The following is a 13,660-nucleotide window of genomic DNA, read 5'->3' as shown; positions in this document are numbered from 1 at the left end:
GCCGGGTGCCCACGCCTGCCGCCTGCTGGCCGCCCGGCTGCGGGTCGGGGTCGACGCCGCGACCGGCGCGCTCACCGAACTCAGCGTGCGGGAGGCGGCCGACGCCGCCGCTCGTGACGCCGTCGCCGCCCTGCGCCGCAACTTCTACGCCACGCCGAACCGCCCCACCGGCCTGTCGACGCCGGCCCGCGCCCTGGTCCGGCTGGTCGACGAACTGGGCTGGTTCACCGGCGTGCTCGACCAGGCCGACGGCACCCGTCTCGCCCCGTTGCGGCCGGAGGTCGCCGAGGTCCACCTGGGCGTCGCCGACGTGCTGGACCGGTGTGCCGACCTGCTCGACACCCACAGCGGCGACCCCACCGCGCTGCACGCGGCCCTCGACGTGGTGGCGGGACGTCTGGCCCACATGGAGGTCACCGCGGTCGGCACCCTGTCCGACCCCACGATGGCGCCGGAGGAGGTGGGTGCGCTCGAGCCGTCGTTCCGCGCCCAGGAGATGGTGTTCGCGACCCGTGAGATCGCGGCCAACACCGAACGCGCGGCGCGCGCGGAGCAGCGGACCTGGTGGGAACGGCTGTCGGGCCGGCAACCCGAGGGGGTCGGCGGACCGGGCGCCGCGGCGTGGGAACGCGCCAACGCCCACCTGGACCTGCGCTCGGTGTGGCTGCACAACAGCGTGCGGGGCGCGGCCGGGCTCGGGGTCGCCGTCCTGGTCGCCGACCTGACCGGCGTGCAGCACTCCTTCTGGGTCGTGCTCGGCACGCTCTCGGTGCTGCGGTCCAACGCCCTGTCCACCGGCCAGAACGCCCTACGGGGGTTGGCCGGGACGGCCGTCGGGATCGTGGTGGGCGGGTTGATCGTGTGGGCCGCGGGCACGAACCGACCGTTGCTCTGGGTGCTGCTCCCGCTCGCCGTGCTGCTCGCGGGTCTCGCCCCCGCCGCGGTGTCGTTCCTCGCCGGGCAGGCCGCGTTCACGGTCACCCTCGTGATCCTGTTCAACATCATCGCGCCCGTCGGGTACGAGGTCGGCCTGGTCCGGGTCGAGGACGTCGCACTCGGCTGTGGCGTGAGCGTCCTCGTCGGCCTGCTGTTCTGGCCCCGCGGTGCGACCTCGGTGCTGGGCCGGGCGCTGGGGGACGCCTACGAGAGCGCCCTGGACTACCTCGCCCACGCCGTGGCCTTCGGCGCCCGCCGCTGCGAGAGGGGACTGCCGGAGCTCCCGGCTCCGACGACCCAGGCCGAGACCGCCGCGGCCGCCTCCCGCCGTCTCGACGACGCCTTCCGGGAGTACCTGGCCGAACGTGGCGGCAAGAAGCTCCACCTGGCCGAGGTGACGTCGCTGGTGACGGGCACGATCGCGCCGCGTCTCGCCGCCGACGCCGTGCTCGACCTCTGGTCGCGCGAGGACGGCTCCACCACCGGCGACCGCACCGCGGCCGGCCGCGAGGTCGGCGCCGGCGCCCGCCACCTGCAGTCCTGGTACCACGACTTCGCGGCGGCGCTGCGCGGCGAGGCGGGCGTGCCCGCGCCGCTGCCGCCCGACCCGGACGTCCACGGCCGGCTCCTCGACGCCGTGCGCCGCGACCTCGCCGGCCGGGACGGCTTCGGGACGCCCACCGCCGTCCGGATGGTCTGGACCGGCGACCACCTCGACGCCGTCCGCCGCCAGCAGGACGGGCTGATCGACCCGGCGGTCGCCATCGCCCGGCCCGAGCCCGCCCCGGCCGCCCAGCCCGCCGAGGGTGTGCCCGCGTGACCCGCCTCGACCTCCCCGACGACTCCGGCTTCGGGGCCGCCCACCTGCCGTACGGGGTGTTCTCACCCGCGGAGGGGGCGCCGCGGGTCGGGGTGCGGTACGGCGACCACGTCGTCGACCTGGCGAGCGCGTTGCAGGATGCAACGTTCGCGGCACCGTCGCTGAACCCGTTCCTGGCCCTGGGCCCGGGCCGATGGCGCGAGGTGCGGGAGCAGGTCGGTGAGCTGGTCACCGGCGACGTGCCCGATGCCGCCGTCCACGCGCTCGAGGACGTCACCCTGCACCTGCCCATCGAGGTCGCCGACTACGTCGACTTCTACGCGTCGCTGCACCATGCAACGAACGTCGGTCGCATCTTCCGGCCCGACGGTGAACCGCTCGCGCCGAACTGGAAGCGGCTCCCGGTCGGCTACCACGGCCGGGCCGGCACCGTCGTGGTGTCGGGCACCGAGGTCGTCCGGCCGCGGGGGCTACGGGTCGGGCCCGACGGGCCGACGTTCGGGCCGTCGGAGCGCCTGGACTTCGAGGCCGAGTTGGGGTTCGTGGTCGGTGCCGGGTCGTCCCGGGGGACCCCGGTTCCGACGGACGCGTTCGCCGAGCACGTCTTCGGTGTCGTCCTGCTCGACGACTGGTCCGCCCGCGACGTCCAGGCCTTCGAGACCGTCCCGCTGGGCCCGTTCCTCGGCAAGAGCTTCGCCACGTCGATCGCGGCCTGGGTCACCCCGCTGGCCGCGCTCGAGGCAGCGCGGCTCCCGCTGCCGCCCCAGGACCCGACGCCCGCGCCCTACCTGCGCCCGGCCGCCCCCTGGGCGCTGGACCTGGACTTCGAGGTGGCGTGGAACGGCGAGGTGGTGAGCCGGCCCCGGTTCCGCGACCTGTGGTGGTCGGCCGACCAGATGCTCGCCCACACGACCGTGAACGGCGCCTCGCTGCGCACCGGGGACCTCTACGGGTCGGGCACGGTCAGCGGGCCGGAGCCCGACCAGCGGGGCTGCCTGCTCGAGCTCACCTGGGGCGGGACGACGCCGCTGCGCGTCGGCGGAGCCGACCGCACGTTCCTGGTGGACGGCGACGACCTGACGATCCGCGCCTCCGCGCCGGGCACGGACGGCCGGCGGCTGACCCTGGGGGAGGTCGCCGGGCGGGTGACCCCGGCGCTCGTCGACTGAGGGTCCACACAGACAGGTCGCGTACCGTCTGGACCCGACCGGACCGACCCGCGGCTGGTCTGGCAGGAGGAATGCACGACGTGGCGAGCGGCCGAACCGGCAGTGGCAAGACCCCGACCAAGCCCTCCGGATCCCCGGCACCCGGGGCGAAGTCGAGGACGAAGCCCTCGACGGCGACAGCGGCCGGCGACGCGACCTCCACGGCCAAGGCCGGAGCGGCGAGCCGACCGGCCAAGCCGGTCGGGCCGGTCAAGGGCGCAGCCCAGACCCCGCAGCAGAAGGTCGCGGCCATGCGCCGCAAGGCCGCCCGCCGCCAGCGTCGCAACCGGTTCCTGGTCATCGGCACGATCGTCGTGGTCGTCGCGGGCGCGGGCACCGCGATCGGGGTCTACTACGGCACCCGCAGTGACCCGCTGGCGAACGTCCAGACCTTCACCAACACCCGCAACCACGTGCAGGGCACCGTCAAGTACGCCCAGAACCCGCCCGCCGGTGGCGACCACAACCCGGTCTGGCTCAACTGCGGCGTCTACAACGAACCCGTCCCGAACGAGAACGCGGTGCACGACCTCGAGCACGGCGCGGTGTGGATCACGTACCGGCCCGACCTGCCGAAGGCCGACATCGACAAGCTCGTCGACAAGGTGACCGGCCAGACCTACGAGACCCTCTCGCCCTACCCGGGCCTGCCGGCCCCGGTCGTGGTGACGGCCTGGGACACCCAGCTCAAGCTCACCGGCGTGAACGACCCCGGTCTGGACGCGTTCATCAAGAAGTACAAGCTCGGCCCGCAGACGCCCGAGCTCGGCGCGTCCTGCTCCGGCGGGACGGGAACGCCGGTCGGATGACCTCCACCCGGCAGCGCGACGACCTCGACGACGTCGAGGCCGACGACGACCTCGAGGCGGACGACCTCGACGCGGACGACCTCGTCCGCCCGACGCGGCGGATCTCGTTGCGGTGGTGGGTCGCGCTGATCGCCGTGATCGTCGTCGCCGCGGCGTCCGCCCTCATCGCGGTCATCGTGGTGCGGCCGTCGTACCCCGGCGACGACAGCCCCGAGGCGGGCTTCGCCCGCGACATGCAGCAGCACCACGCCCAGGCCGTCGAGATGTCGTTCATCGTGCGCGACCGCACCGACGACTCCGCCACCCGGCTGCTCGCCTACGACATCCTCACGACCCAGGAGAACCAAGAGGGTCAGATGCTCGGCTGGCTGCAGAACTGGGGCGACTCCCAGGCCCGCACCGCTCCGGCGATGGCCTGGATGGGCCACGACATGGCCGGCATGGGGGACATGACCGGCGCGACCATGCCCGGCATGGCCACCCCGGCCCAGCTGGCGAAGCTGCGGACGTTGTCCGGCCGCGCCGCCGAGATCCTGTTCCTGCAGCTGATGATCGCCCACCACAAGGGCGGCGTGGAGATGGCCCAGGCCATCCTCGGCCTCACCGAGCAACCCGAGGTCGTGCAGTTGGCGAACTCGATGATGACCTCGCAGCAGTCGGAGATCGACCTCATGGAGTCGATGCTGAAGCAGCGCGGCGCCACGGATCAGGTGCCCGCCCACTGACCGTTGCTCACTGCAACGATCAGGACAGCTTGCTCCGCCACCGGGCGACCTTGGTGCTGACCTCGTCGGCGAGGGTCGCCGCCCCGGAGCTCGGCCGGAACGCCCGCGCCGCGGCGGTCAGGGCCGTCACCTCGTCGGCGGCCAGCGCGATCTCGCCGGCTGCGACGTTGGACTCCACCTGCTCGACGCTCGACGCGCCCGGGATGACGACGGTCCGCGGCTGCGCCACCAGCCAGGCCAACGCGATCTGCGACGGAGACGCGTCGTGGGCCGCGGCGATCTCCCGCAGCAGGTCGAGCAACGGGGCGACCCGTTCGAGGTTCTCCCGTCCGAACAAGGGATTGGCCCGGCGCACACCGCCCGGTCGGTGGTCCGGGCCGTAGCGCCCGCCCAACAGCCCCTGGGCGAGTGGGCTGTAGGCGATGACCAGGCGGTGCTCGCGCTCGGCGAACGGCACCAGGTCGTCCAGCGGGGCGGCGTGGGCGAGCGAGAACTGCACCTGGTTGCTGACCACCGGGCGTCCGAGGGCGTCGTCGGCCTTCTTCCACCGCTCCAGCGAGTAGTTGCTGACGCCGACCGCGCCGAGGGTGCCGTCGTCGACGAGGTCGGCGAGCACGGGCATCGGGACGGTGTCGGGAACGAGCGGGTTCGGCTGGTGGACCTGGTAGAGCGGGATCTTCGAGACCCCCAACCGGCTGGCGCTCGCGGTGACGCTGCGGCGCACGAGTGGCGGGAACGGCGCGACCGGGAACAGCTTGGTGGCGATCACGACCTCGTGCCGCCTGGGCCCGAGCGCATCGCCGAGGATCCGCTCGCTGCGCCCGAAGCCGTAGACCTCGGCGGTGTCGAACAGGGTGACGCCGAGTTCCAGCGCCCGCCGCACGATCTCGCGGGCCGCGCCGGTCGCGTAGTCGTCGCCGTACCCCCACTCGCGGGATCCGAACTGCCAGGTGCCCAGGCCGATGCGGCTGACCGGGGCGAGACCTTCGACGTCGAGTCGTTCCACGTGGTCAGGGTGCCCGCCGCCGGGGCGGGCTCACGCTGTGAGGACCACGAGCCGTCCGGTCGCCCGGGTCATCGCGACGTAGCGGTCGACCGCGCCCGCGACACCGGTGCCGAACGACTCGGGCTCGACCAGGACCACCAGGTCGAACTCCAGGCCCTTGGCGGTGACGGGGGTGAGCGACCGGACGCGGGCGGTGGGCTCGAAGTCGGCCGCGCCGATGACGCAGGCGACGCCGTCGTCGTGCTCACGGGCCCAGGCGGCCACGACCTCGTCGAGGTCCCTGACCGATCCGTGTTCGACCGGTCGGCCGCCCCTGCGGATCGAGGTCGGGACGTTGACGTCGGGCAGCACCGCGCGGATCACCGGCTCGGCCTCCGCCATGATCTCGGCCGGCGTGCGGTAGTTGATCCGCAGCGTCGCCGTGGTGACCCGGTCCAGCCCGACCCGGGTCAGCCGCTCGTCCCACGTCTCGGCGAACCCGTGACGCGCCTGCGCCCGGTCACCGACCACCGTGAAGCTGCGCGACGGACACCGCGCCAGCAGCATCTGCCACTCCGCGTCCGTGAGTTCCTGCGCCTCGTCGACGACCACGTGGGCGAACGGACCGGCAAGGGGGTCGGTGGGCAGCGCCGGCAAGGTCGCGCCGTCGTCGAGATCGTGGCGGGCGTCCGCGCCCGTGAGCATCGACATGAGCTTCATCTCGGAGTCGTCGGTCGCGGTGAGGTCGTCGACCACCTGCTCCATCCGCTCGCGGTACGCGGCGATCGTTGCTCTCTGCACCTGTCGAACCCGCGCCCCGTCGGGGTCGCCGAGACGCCGTCGCGCGGCGTCGAGCCACGGCAGGTCGGACGTCGTCCAGGCGTGCGGATCCGTCCGTTGCAGGGCGCGGACCTCGTCCGGCGCGAGCCACGGCGCGCAGTGCCGGAGGTACGCCGGTACCGACCACAGGTCGCCGACCACGTCCGCCGCCGCCAGCAGTGGCCAGGCCCGGTTGAACGCTGTCACCAGCTCCTCGTTCCCGACGAGGGCGCGACGCAGCAGGTGCGGCGGAGCGCCGGTGCGGTCGCGGTCGAGCAGGGTGGTGAGCAGTTCCTCGAAGACCTGGTCCCGGGCGTCGTCGTGTGGGGTGCCGGGTGTCGGTGCTGCGAAGGCCTCGGTCCAGTCGTCGGGGTGCAGGCGGAGATCGCCCCAGTCGGTCTCGACCGTGAGTCCGCGCGCGGGTGGTTCCTCGTGGAACAGCACGGCGTTCTCGATCGCCTCGGTGACGCGCGCCGTGGCCTTCAGTGCGGCGACACGGTCGTCGGTCTCCTCGGTCAGGGCGCTTCCCTCCCGCACCAGGTCGCGCAGGGTGCAGGTGTGCACACCCTCCTCGCCGAGGCCGGGCAGGACGTCGGCGACGTAGTCCAGGTAGGGCTGGTGCGGGCCGACGAACAGCACGCCGCCGCGGCGCGGACCGAGGCGCGGGTCGGCGTACAGCAGGTACGCGGCGCGGTGCAGCGCGACGACGGTCTTGCCCGTCCCCGGTCCGCCGTCGACGACCAGCGTCCCGGCCGACCCGGCCCGGATGACGGCGTCCTGGTCGGCGGCGATCGTGCCGAGTACGTCGCGCATCCGGGGCGACCTCGTGGCGCTGAGGCTCGCGATGAACGCCGACTGGTCGTCGAACGCCGCGGTCCTCTCGGTGCCGTCGAAGACCTCGTCCCAGTAGTCGGTGATCCGGCCGCCGGTCCAGCGGTACCGGCGGCGGCTCGCGAGCCCCATCGGGTGGGCGTGGGTCGCGCCGGAGAACGGCGCGGCCGCGGGGGAGCGCCAGTCGACCAGCAGCCGCCGGCCGTCGTCGGCGCCGTCGGTGAGGCCGAGACGTCCGACGTACACGGGGTCGCCGCCGTCGGCCGGCACCACTCGGCCGAGGCACAGGTCGACACCGAACCGCCGCAACGTCCGGAGCCGCGCGGTCAGCCGGTGGATCTCCTGGTCGCGGTCCAGTGCGCGTTGCCCCGAGCCGGCCGGCGCGAGGCGTTCGGCCTCGAGGCGGCGGGCGAGGTCGGCGACGGTCCGGTCGAGGCTCGCGGCGATGGCCGCGAAGTGCGCCTGGTCGGACGCGACCAGGGCCGGGGCGGCCTTCGCGGCCAGACGCTCGGGAAGGGCGAAGACGTTGTCCGGTAGGGGTTCCACGGCATCAGCTCCTGTCACAGGAGCGAGACCATAGGGCGGTTCCGGAGGCCTCATGAGCCACTCGGATCCGTGATAAGAATGAAGGGGCAGAACGTAGGTCAGTGGCGCGCCGCGGCGAGGGCGTCCCGGACCAACGGCGGCGGCCCGTTCTCGTCCCACAGTGTCTGCGTGAGCACCACGACGCTGAGGTCGTCGTCGGGAACGGTCGACCAGGTGGTCCCGAACCCGCCGTCCCAGCCGTAGCGGCCGTCCGCGTGCACGGCGAGCCCCAGTCCCCAGCCCTCGGCGTCCAGCAGGTCGAAGCCCGGCCAGACGTTCGCGCGGGCTGCAGGTGCCACCTGGTTCCGGGTCAGCTCGGCGACGAGTTCCGGAGCCAGGACGTCCGCGCCGCCGCGGCGCAGCATCGTCGCGAAGCGCAGGAAGTCCGCGGCCGTGGAGAGCAGACCCGCGCTGCCGTCGGGGAAAGCCGGCGGCCGTGACCACTGGCCGTCCGGCGGGTCGTGCACGACGAGCTCACCGCCAACGCGGGCGTACGCCGTGACCAGGCGTGCGGTGTCGGCCGTCCAGAACGCGGTGTCGGTCATGCCGAGCGGCTCGAACACCCGCTCCCGGCACAGGTCGTCGAACGGGGTGTCGGCCGCGCGGGCGGCGAGCACCCCGGCGGCCTGCGTCCCGGTGTTGTAGAGCCACCGCTCGCCCGGCTGCGCCATGAGCGGGAGCGCGCCGAGGCGCGCGATCCAGGTGTAGGGATCGGGGGTGACGGCGGGTGACGGCGCGTCGAGGCTGCGCAGTGACGCCTCGTTCTCGGCCGCGGCCACCGGCCAGGGCGGATCGGCGAGGAACACCGCGCCCTGCAGGCCGAAACCCCAGGTGAACGCGAGCAGCTCCCGCACGGTGGGAGCCCGATCGGCTCGGACGGTGTCGTCGAGCGCGGCGTCGGGGCGCACCAGGACCTGCCGGTCGGCCAGCTCGGGCAGCAGGCGGTCGACCGGTTCGTCGAGGTCGACCAGACCGTCGGCGACGAGGGTCAGCACGACGACGGCGGTGACCGGCTTGGTCATCGACGTGATGCGGAACAGGGCGTCGGTGCCGAGGTCCGGGCCGCCGAGGGTGCCGACGCCGGCGGCGGTGAGGTGGACGTCGTCGCCCCGGGCCACGCCGACCACGGCGCCGGGCGCCTGGCCGTCCGCGACCGCGGCCCGGGTGAGCTCGTCGACACGACGGCGGGTGGCGTCCGGGATCGTCATCGACCGACCGTAGCCGGACCGGCGTGGGATCTCCCGGGGCCGCCCGACGTGCTCTAGGGTCGAACACGTGTTCTCCTCCGCCGCCGCCGAGCTCGCCTGGGACCACGGTCTGGACGACGCCCAGTTCGCCGCCGTCACCCACGGCACCGGGCCGTTGGTCGTCGTCGCGGGGGCGGGAACGGGCAAGACCCGCACGCTCACGAGCCGGGTGGCGCGTCTGCTCGAGACCGGTGTGCGCCCCGAACGGGTGCTGCTGCTGACCTTCACCCGCCGCGCGGCGGCGGAGATGCTCGCCCGGGCGGCCGCGACGTGCGGGGACCCGTCGGCCGCCCGGCGGGTGTGGGGCGGCACGTTCCACGCCGTCGCGCACCGCGTCATCACCGAGTTCGCCGACGTCCTGGGCCTGCCCGAGGTGTCGGTGCTCGATCCGGGCGACGTCGCCGACCTGCTCGACCTGCTCCGCGACGACCACGGGCTGACGGCCACCGGCGGGTCGACCCGGATGCCCCGCGCGGCGGCGCTCGCCGACGTCTACTCCCGCGCCGTCAACACCGGACGGCCGGTGCGCACCGTGCTCGACACCGACTTCCCGTGGATCAGCGCCCACGCCGACGCCGTGACCGCGCTGCTGCGGGCGTACGTCGCGCGCAAGCGCGAACGGGGCCTGCTCGACTTCGACGACCTCCTGCTGACCTGGCGGGCGCTGCTCGACCACCCGGCCACCGGCGACCTGCTGCGCGAGCGGTGGGACCACGTGCTGGTCGACGAGTACCAGGACGTCAACGCCGTGCAGGTCGACATCGTGCGGGCGCTGTGCCCCGACGGCCGTGGTCTGACCGTCGTCGGTGACGACGCCCAGGCCGTGTACGGCTTCCGGGGTGCCGCGAGCGGTCACCTGCTCGCGCTCACCGAGCGGTGGCCCGAGACCACGGTCGTCACCCTCGAACGCAACTTCCGGTCGCGGCAGCCGGTGCTGGATCTCGCGAACGTGGTGCGGCCCGGTGACGGCGTCGGCCAGGTGGTGCTGCGCTCGCACCGCGACTCCACGGCCGACGACGCCGTGCCGGCCGCCCGGCCCCGCCTGGTGCGGTGCCACGACCCGGCTGACGAAGCTCGCCAGGTCGTCGACTCCGTGCTCGCGGCCGTCGACTCCGGCGGACAGTTGCGCGACCACGCGGTGCTCATGCGGTCGTCGAGTCACAGTGACCTGCTCGAGGTCGAGCTCACCAGCCGGCACGTGCCGTTCGTGAAGTACGGCGGCCTGAAGTTCCTCGAAGCCGCGCACGTGAAGGACTTCCTGGCCGCGCTGCGGGTCACGCACAACATCCGCGACGAAGTCGCGTGGTTCCGGTTGCTCCGGCTGCACGAGGGCATCGGTCCGGCCCGGGCCCGATCGTTGCTCACTGCACTGATCGCTGCTGCCGACTCCGAGGGTGTCGCCGCCGACGACCTCAACGACCTGGTGGCGTCGGCACCCGCCGCCTCCCGGACCGCTCTGGCCGAGACGTTGCTGGGACTGTTCGACACCCACCGGTCGGCGGAGGTCGCCCAGCAGGTCGCCGGCTGTGTCGCGGTCGTCCGTCCGCTCGTCGCCGCCAAGTACGCCGATTCCCCCGCCCGCGTCGAGGATCTCGACCGGCTGGCCGAGGCGGCGTCGGTGTCCGCGGACCTCGCGGCCTACGTCGCCGAGTTGACCCTCGACCCGCCCGCGAGCACGTCGGACCACGCCAAGCCGCCCCACCTCGACGAGGACTACCTGACGCTGTCGACCGTGCACTCGGCGAAGGGGTTGGAGTGGCCGAGCGTGCACGTCCTGCACGCGGTCGACGGCGCCTTCCCCTCCGACATGGCCCTGGCCGGCAGCAACGAGGGGATCGAGGAGGAGCAGCGGTTGTTCTACGTCGCCCTCACCCGCGCCCGCGACGATCTCGCCGTCTACACGCCGTTGCGGATGCCTCACCACCGCAAGGGCCGCGACGACCGCCACAGCTACGCGCCCCAGTCCCGCTTCCTGTCCGACGACGCCGTGGCCACCATGGCCGTCACGATGCCGCCCTCACGTGAGTCCTCCCGCCCCGCCGCCCTCGTCGACGCCCGCGTCGAGATCCCCACCCTCGACGCCCTCCTCGGCTGACCCGGCGACCGCCCGTCGCCGTCACCCGCGCCCCGGCCATCTCGGCGAGTGGTCACCTCTCCCTGTGAGTGGGCGGAAAGAGCTGACCACTCGGGGGGTTTCCTCACCACTCACCAGGTCTGTGCCGGGCGCGGCGGGGCGGTCAGAGCCAGCGGGGGACGACGCCGAGGTCGGGGCCGGGGGAGTGCGGATCGTCGTGGGCCGCGGCCAGGCGGGCGAGCCACCCCGCGATGCCGGCGGCGCCCTGCATGAAGCCCGCCTCGGGATCGAGGTCCGGCGGGTGGGCTGTGTGTTCGTGGTTCGACCAGCGCGTGCCGGTCGGGTCGACGATCGCACGGTCCAGGACGTCGGTCGCGAGGTCGTCGGCCCACGCCAGCAGGTCGGGATCGCCGGTCGCCCGGTAGCGGTCGAGCACCATCGTCCCCACGCCGGCCGTGCCGCAGCAGCGGGCGACGTTGTCCCAGAACCCGGGCGTGCGCCGCTCGGGCAGACCGCTGCCACGGACGGCGTCGTAGCACCGTGCAACGGTCTGCCCCCACCGCGGGTCGGCGGGGTGGAGCCGGTCGAGCAGGTCGAACAGGCGCAGCGTGCCGGTGGGCCCGTGGCACCACCCGAACGACACCGCCGGTCGGTGCTGCTGCCGCGGGATGGTCATCGGCAACGCCCAGCCGTCCGGCTGATCACCCAGTCGCAGCAGGGTTTCCGCTCCGAGACGGGCCACGTCGAGCAGGTCCGGCCGGTCGAGGCGGTCACCGGCCACGGCCAGCGCGTACGCCACGCCCGCGGTGCCGTGCGAGAAGTTGGGCATGAGGATCGAGTAGTCCGGCACCATCCGCCACTGCGGGCCCTCAGGGGTGTCCTCCGCCGTGGCGATCAGGCGGTCGGCCACGACACCGGCCGCCGCGCGGGTGGCGGATGCCGTGCCCGCGGTGAGCAACCCGACCAGGAGACCGGCGTCGCCGCTGATGATGTCCGTGTACCCGCTCACCGGAGGGAGCGAGGCCCGCGCCGCCACCCGCTCGAGCACCGTGTCCGCGGCGGCGCCGGTCGCGGCGTCCCCCGTCGTCGTCGCCCACACGCGCAGCGACACCCCGACCCCGGCCCAGCCGGTGAACAGGCCGTCGTCGTCGACCTTCTCGGCCGCGCCGGTGCGCGCCAGGCGGGACACGCGTTCCACGGCCAGTGAGGCGGTCCGGTCCAGCCCGGCACCGGTGACACCGCTCGCGACGGCCTCGGCGCAGGCGAGCAGGACTCCGACACTGCCGGAGTAGAGGGAGTCGTCGATCTCGCCGACCTCGGCCCACGCGCGGGTTCCGTCGCCCACGTCGACCGCGGTGGCTGCGATCCAGCCGAACGCCGAGGAGGCTGCCTGGCGCGCACGTTCCGCGACGTCCGGCATGCGCTCCAGCCTGTCAGCGCACGCCCGCCAGCACCAGCGCGCCGGCGCCGACGAGTTGGGCGTCGTCACCGAGCGCGCCGAGCCGCACCGCGACGTCGCGCAGGACGCCGGGTTGGGCGAAGCGTTCGAGGGATTCCACGAGCCCCGCGAGCAGCGGCGCACCGGCCGCGGCGAGTTCGCCGCCGAGGACCACCGCCCCGGGGTTCAGGCTGTTGACCATGTCGGCGAGCACCCGGCCGACGGTGCGGCCGGCGTCGCGGACGACCCGGGTGGCGCCGGGGTCGCCGGCGGCGCACAGCCGCGCGACGTCGGCCATCGTGAGGGTCTCGTCGTGGGCGGGCTGCAGCACGGCGAGGACCTGGGTGGTGGCGGCCACGGTCTCGAGGCAGCCACGGTTGCCGCACCGACAGACGGCGCCGGTGATGTCGACCGGGACGTGGCCGATCTCGCCCGCCCGTCCGCTCACCCCGCGGTGCAGCCGTCCGCCGAGCACGATGCCCGCGCCGATCCCGGTGGCCGCCTTGACGTACACGACGTCGGAGCACCCCAGCGCCGCGCCGAACGCGATCTCGCCGAGCACACCGAGGTTGGCGTCGTTCTCGACCATGACGGGCACACCGAGCGCGTCCTGCAGTTCGACCGCCGGTCGCCGCTCGACCCACTGCGGCAGGACGTTGCCCGGACCCACGGTCCCGCGTTCGACGTCGACGGGCGCCGGCAGCCCGATCCCCACGCCGATCACGCGCGACCGGTCGGCACCGGCCTCGGTCAGCAGGTCCGCGACCATCCGCCGGGCCTCGTCGAGGGCGCGGGTGGGCGAGGAGTCGACGTCGAGGTTCATCTCGCGCACGGACGTCACCCGGCCCGCGGCGTCGACCAGGCCGGTGCGGCAGTGCCGGTGGCCGAAGTCGACCCCGATCGCGAGCGAGGTGTCGACGGGGCGTCGCAGCCGGTGCGAGGGCCGACCCGCCCGGCGGCTCGACGTCGGCGGCACGTCGTCCGCCTCGACCAGGGCACCGCTCGCCAGCAGTTCCGCGACCAGGTCGGTGACGGTGCTGCGGGCGAGGCCGGTCACCTCGCCGAGCTCGGAGCGGGTGCTGCCGCGGGCGGTGTCGACGGCGGCGAGCAGACGGGCCCGGTTGTGGTCACGCAGCGTCGACCCGGGTGAGGGGTTCAGGTCGATCACCGGCGCAGCGTAACC

At 74.0% G+C, this 13,660-nt stretch carries 10 protein-coding genes; 5 read left to right on the top strand and 5 right to left on the bottom strand.

Annotation, left to right across the window (positions count from 1 at the left end; all coding sequences use genetic code 11):
- The 4 genes from ACXR2U_RS17010 to ACXR2U_RS16995 form a co-directional block, all read left to right on the top strand.
- The coding region (locus ACXR2U_RS17010) for an FUSC family protein (protein ID WP_458826257.1) at window positions 1-1,756 on the top strand (1,756 nt) is incomplete at its 5' end.
- Window positions 1,753-2,925 (top strand): fumarylacetoacetase, encoded by a 1,173-nt coding sequence (gene fahA, locus ACXR2U_RS17005; RefSeq protein ID WP_458826256.1) that lies wholly within the window; start codon window positions 1,753-1,755, stop codon window positions 2,923-2,925. The genes ACXR2U_RS17010 and fahA, both read left to right, overlap by 4 nt.
- Before the next feature lie 80 nt (window positions 2,926-3,005).
- A complete protein-coding gene (locus tag ACXR2U_RS17000) occupies window positions 3,006-3,773 on the top strand; it encodes a DUF3105 domain-containing protein (RefSeq protein ID WP_458826255.1) in 768 nt (255 codons plus the stop codon).
- Window positions 3,770-4,498, top strand: a complete 729-nt coding sequence (locus ACXR2U_RS16995; RefSeq protein ID WP_458826254.1) for a DUF305 domain-containing protein — start codon at window positions 3,770-3,772, stop codon at window positions 4,496-4,498. Before ACXR2U_RS17000 ends, ACXR2U_RS16995 begins: the two co-directional genes overlap by 4 nt.
- Before the next feature lie 19 nt (window positions 4,499-4,517).
- Here the strand turns inward: ACXR2U_RS16995 and ACXR2U_RS16990 are convergent, their stop codons facing one another.
- From ACXR2U_RS16990 to ACXR2U_RS16980, 3 genes are all read right to left on the bottom strand, one after another.
- Window positions 4,518-5,504, bottom strand: coding sequence for an aldo/keto reductase (locus ACXR2U_RS16990; RefSeq protein WP_458826253.1), 987 nt, complete (start codon window positions 5,502-5,504; stop codon window positions 4,518-4,520).
- A 30-nt stretch (window positions 5,505-5,534) separates the two neighbouring features.
- Window positions 5,535-7,679 carry an RNA polymerase recycling motor ATPase HelR gene (gene helR, locus ACXR2U_RS16985; protein WP_458826252.1) on the bottom strand — a complete coding sequence of 715 codons (2,145 nt, stop codon included), beginning with the start codon at window positions 7,677-7,679 and terminating at the stop codon, window positions 5,535-5,537.
- Window positions 7,680-7,777: 98 nt separating this feature from the next.
- Window positions 7,778-8,926, bottom strand: coding sequence for a serine hydrolase domain-containing protein (locus tag ACXR2U_RS16980; protein ID WP_458826251.1), 1,149 nt, complete (start codon window positions 8,924-8,926; stop codon window positions 7,778-7,780).
- A 67-nt stretch (window positions 8,927-8,993) separates the two neighbouring features.
- Here ACXR2U_RS16980 and ACXR2U_RS16975 point away from each other — a divergent pair, with 67 nt between their 5' ends.
- Window positions 8,994-11,060 (top strand): ATP-dependent helicase, encoded by a 2,067-nt coding sequence (locus tag ACXR2U_RS16975; RefSeq protein WP_458826250.1) that lies wholly within the window; start codon window positions 8,994-8,996, stop codon window positions 11,058-11,060.
- 142 nt (window positions 11,061-11,202) lie between these two features.
- Here the strand turns inward: ACXR2U_RS16975 and ACXR2U_RS16970 are convergent, their stop codons facing one another.
- Window positions 11,203-12,459 carry a lanthionine synthetase LanC family protein gene (locus ACXR2U_RS16970; RefSeq protein ID WP_458826249.1) on the bottom strand — a complete coding sequence of 419 codons (1,257 nt, stop codon included), beginning with the start codon at window positions 12,457-12,459 and terminating at the stop codon, window positions 11,203-11,205.
- Between the two features lie 13 nt (window positions 12,460-12,472).
- Complete coding sequence (locus ACXR2U_RS16965) at window positions 12,473-13,645, bottom strand: ROK family protein (RefSeq protein ID WP_458826248.1); 1,173 nt, start codon at window positions 13,643-13,645, stop codon at window positions 12,473-12,475.
- Window positions 13,646-13,660 lie beyond the last annotated feature (15 nt).

This window comes from Jatrophihabitans sp. YIM 134969, assembly GCF_054456675.1.
This window is presented reverse-complemented; position numbering and strand designations above follow the sequence as displayed.

Coding starts and splice junctions, on each gene's coding strand:
- ACXR2U_RS16995 (WP_458826254.1), top strand. CDS start 3,770: ATGACCTCCACCCGGCAGCGCGACGACCTCGACGACGTCGAGGCCGAC.
- ACXR2U_RS16980 (WP_458826251.1), bottom strand. CDS start 8,926: ATGACGATCCCGGACGCCACCCGCCGTCGTGTCGACGAGCTCACCCGG.
- ACXR2U_RS16970 (WP_458826249.1), bottom strand. CDS start 12,459: ATGCCGGACGTCGCGGAACGTGCGCGCCAGGCAGCCTCCTCGGCGTTC.